The sequence below is a fragment of the Paraburkholderia sp. BR14312 genome (assembly GCF_040948675.1).
Taxonomy (GTDB): domain Bacteria; phylum Pseudomonadota; class Gammaproteobacteria; order Burkholderiales; family Burkholderiaceae; genus Paraburkholderia; species Paraburkholderia nodosa_A.
In genome coordinates this window covers 1-4,291 of sequence record NZ_JBFPKI010000042.1, presented here as the reverse complement: position 1 = coordinate 4,291, position 4,291 = coordinate 1, and the positions used below count along the sequence as shown (strand labels likewise).

The window sequence follows — 4,291 nt, the reverse complement described above, 5'->3', positions numbered from 1 at the left end:
GCGCAGGTGCGCCGCTCACCGGAGGCGGTGGCGGTGGTCCACGAGAACGAGAGACTGAGCTACGGCGAACTCAATGCGCGGGCCAACCGGCTGGCCCATCATCTGATCGCACTCGGAGTCAGGCCGGATCAGCCGGTGGCGATCTGCCTGAAGCGCAGCCCGGCGATGGTGGTGGGGCTCTTGGCGATACTGAAAGCGGGGGGCGCCTATCTACCGCTGGATCCGGCCTATCCGTCTCAGCGGCTGCGCCAGGTGCTGGGCGATGCCGCGCCGCAGTTGCTGCTTTGTGATGCGGCCGGCCGCGCCGCACTCGGGCCCGAGGTGCTGACCGATGTGATAGCGGTTGATCTGGAGACGGCCACGCCGGTCTGGGGCGAGCGGCCGCCTTCGGACCCGGAGCCGCGCACGCTTGGCCTCACGTCCCGCCATCTCGCCTATGTGATCTACACCTCAGGCTCAACCGGAACTCCCAAAGGGGTGCAGAATGAGCATCGAGCTATTATCAATCGCCTGATCTGGATGCAAAAGGCCTATGCACTCAATACGGCTGATGTCGTCTTGCAGAAGACCCCGTTTAGCTTCGATGTCTCTGCCTGGGAATTCTTTTGGACATTGCTTGAAGGGGCAACCCTGGTGCTGGCGGTTCCAGGTGTGCACAAAGACCCAGATGCGCTTGTAAACCTGATAATCGGCCAACGCATCACCACCGCTCACTTTGTACCATCCATGCTGGCCAGCTTCATGGATACGAAGGGCGTTGATCGCTGCACATCCCTGCAGCGTCTCGTGTGTAGTGGTGAGGCGCTTTCTGCTTCCCTTACGCAGAAGGTTCGGTGCGTATTACCTTGGACCGGTCTGCACAATCTATATGGTCCCACGGAAGCTGCTATCGACGTAACGGCCTGGAATTGCCCGGCTGATTTTAATGGGTCAGTGGTCCCGATCGGCCGTCCGATTTCGAACACGCGGGTGTACCTGCTGGACGGTCATGGCGCGCCCGTGCCGTTTGGTGCGGTGGGCGAGATTTATATTGGCGGGGCGGGGGTCGCGCGGGGCTATCTGAACCGCCCCGAGCTGACAGCCGAGCGGTTCATCGCCAGTCCCTTTGTGGAGGGCGATCGGCTGTACCGGACCGGCGACGTGGGGCGTTATCTGCCGGACGGCAATCTGGAGTTCCTGGGGCGCAATGACGACCAGATCAAGATCCGGGGCTTTCGCATCGAGCCGGGCGAGGTGGCCGCGCACCTGTGCGGGCACGCGTGGGTACGCGAGGCGGTGGCGGTGGCGCGACAGAACCGCGCCGGCGACAAGCATCTTATCGCCTATGTGGTGTGTGCGCCCGAAGCTCAATCGGATGAGCTGGATGGCCCTGACCTTGCCAACACCTTGCGCGCGCATCTAAGTGCGCGGCTGCCGCACTACATGGTGCCGTCGGCGTTCGTGCGGCTATCGGAGCTGCCGCTGACGGTGAACGGCAAGCTCGACCGCAAGGCACTGCCGGCGCCGGCTGACGATGCCTATGCGCGGGCGGCCTATGAGGCGCCGCGCGGGGAGCTCGAGACGGTGCTGGCAGAGATCTGGGCGGAACTTCTCGGGGTCGAACGGGTCGGTCGCTACGACAACTTCTTCGAGCTCGGTGGCCATTCACTGCTGGCCGTGCGGGTGATGGAGCGGCTGCGGCAGCGCTCGCTGGGGATGGAAGTGCGCACGCTGTTCGCGCGGCCGGTGCTGGCCGATCTGGCGACCAGCCTAGGGCGCCATCAGGAGGTCGCGGTCCCCGCCAACCTGATCACCACGCAAAGTACGGCGATCACCCCCGGGATGCTGCCGCTCATCGGGCTGAGCCAGGCGGAGATCGACCGGGTGGTGGCCACGGTGCCCGGGGGGCTGGGCAACATCCAGGACATTTATGCGCTGTCGCCGCTGCAGGACGGCATCCTGTTCCATCATCTGCTGGCTAGCCGGGGCGATCCCTATCTGCTGGTATCGCAGATGGCGTTTGCCGACCGTAGCCTGTTGGAGCGCTATCTTGGTGCAGTTCAGCAAGTGGTGGACCGGCACGACATCCTTCGCACGGCCTTTGTCTGGGAGGGACTGTCGAGCCCGGCCCAAGTGGTGTGGCGTCGTGCGTCGCTGGAGGTGAGCGAGGTCGAGCTGGATGGCTGTGATGGTTCCGGCGCCGATGAGCTCCGGCGCCGGTTTGGTGCGCGCCGGCAGCGCATCGATCTTGGCCGTGCACCCTTGTTACGGTTTGTGACCGCGCGCGATCCCGGCAGCGGTGGCTGGCTGCTGCTGGAGCTGCAGCATCATTTGATCGGGGATCACACGACGCTCGAAGTGAGGCATGCCGAGGTGCGGGCCATGCTGGCAGGGCGGCCCTCTGAACTGGCCGCGCCGCTGCCGTTTCGTAATCTGGTGGCGCAGGCGCGTCTTGCTGTTGATGCCAAGGCGCATGAAGAGTTCTTCCGAGGACTGCTGGCCGACATCGACGAGCCGACCATGCCGTTCGGGCGAAGCGAGGTCTACGGCGACGGCAGTGGCGTCGGCGAGGCGCATTGGATGCTGCCGCAGGCGCTCAACGAGCGGCTGCGCGAACAGGCGCGGCGGCTCGGGGTAAGCCTGGCCAGCCTGTGCCATCTGGCTTGGGGGCAGGTGGTGGCGCGCAGCAGCGGCCGAGAGCAGGTGGTGTTCGGCACGGTGCTGTTCGGCCGGATGCACGCGGGTGGGGGCGCCGACAGCACAATGGGCCTGTTCATCAACACCCTTCCTGTGCGGCTTGCCTTGGACGAGACCGGGGTTGCGGCGAGCGTGCGCAGCACCCACGCGCAGCTTTCCGAGCTGCTGGCGCACGAGCATGCCTCGCTGGCGCTGGCGCAACGCTGCAGCGGCGTTGCGGCGCCGACGCCGCTGTTCAGCGCGCTGTTGAACTACCGCCATAACAGGCCGGCGGCCACGCCCGGCTCCGGAACGGATGATGTCCTGTCGGGCGTGGAATGGCTCGGCGGCGAGGAGCGCACCAACTATCCCGTGAGCCTGTCGGTCGAGGATTATGGCGAAGCGCTCGGCCTGACGGCGCAGTTGGCGGAGCCTGTCTCTGCGGATCGAGTCTGCGGCTATATGCAGCGGGCGCTCGAGCAACTGGCGGAGGCGCTGGAGCATGCGCCCAACACGCCGGTGCGAGAGCTCGATATCCTGCCGGCTGAGGAGCGCAACTATCTGCTGGAGGATCTGAACCGCACGGCAGCGGCGTATCCGTCGGAGCAGTGCATCCACGAGCTGTTCGAGGCGCAGGTGCGCCGCTCACCGGAGGCGGTGGCGGTGGTCCACGAGAACGAGAGACTGAGCTACGGCGAACTCAATGCGCGGGCCAACCGGCTGGCCCATCATCTGATCGCACTCGGAGTCAGGCCGGATCAGCCGGTGGCGATCTGCCTGAAGCGCAGCCCGGCGATGGTGGTGGGGCTCTTGGCGATACTGAAAGCGGGGGGCGCCTATCTACCGCTGGATCCGGCCTATCCGTCTCAGCGGCTGCGCCAGGTGCTGGGCGATGCCGCGCCGCAGTTGCTGCTTTGTGATGCGGCCGGCCGCGCCGCACTCGGGCCCGAGGTGCTGACCGATGTGATAGCGGTTGATCTGGAGACGGCCACGCCGGTCTGGGGCGAGCGGCCGCCTTCGGACCCGGAGCCGCGCACGCTTGGCCTCACGTCCCGCCATCTCGCCTATGTGATCTACACCTCAGGCTCAACCGGAAACCCAAAGGGCGTCATGGTCCAGCATGGGGGGTTGGTCAATCTGGTTTTGGCTCAGGGCGGTCTTTTTGGCGCTTCTCCCAACAGCCGAGTGGCGCAGTTTGCGTCCGTTGGGTTTGATGCAAGCGCTTGGGAGCTTCTTATGGCGTTTGGCTCTGGAGCCGCATTGCACTTGCCTGCGGACGAGATACGTCAAGCGAGTAACAAGCTATCGGATTATCTCCGAAGCGAAGACATCACGCATGCGACGTTACCCCCAGCGTTGCTGCAGACAAGCAGGAATCTGGAGTGTTTGGCTTCGCAAGTTCTCATTCTTGCTGGAGAGCTGCCGAAGGCTGAACTCATCCAAAGTCTGGCTCCGGCATCAATTGTCAACGCTTATGGCCCGACCGAAACAACAGTCTGCGCGACAGTGTGGAATTGCCCGGCTGATTTTAATGGGTCAGTGGTCCCGATCGGCCGTCCGATTTCGAACACGCGGGTGTACCTGCTGGACGGTCATGGCGCGCCCGTGCCGTTTGGTGCGGTGGGCGAGATTTATA

Annotated in this window: 1 protein-coding gene; it reads left to right on the top strand. The window is 64.6% G+C overall.

Annotation, left to right across the window (positions count from 1 at the left end):
• Nucleotides 1-4,291 (top strand): amino acid adenylation domain-containing protein (locus tag AB3X98_RS41815; RefSeq protein ID WP_368610449.1); only part of this gene is annotated, 4,291 nt, incomplete at both ends.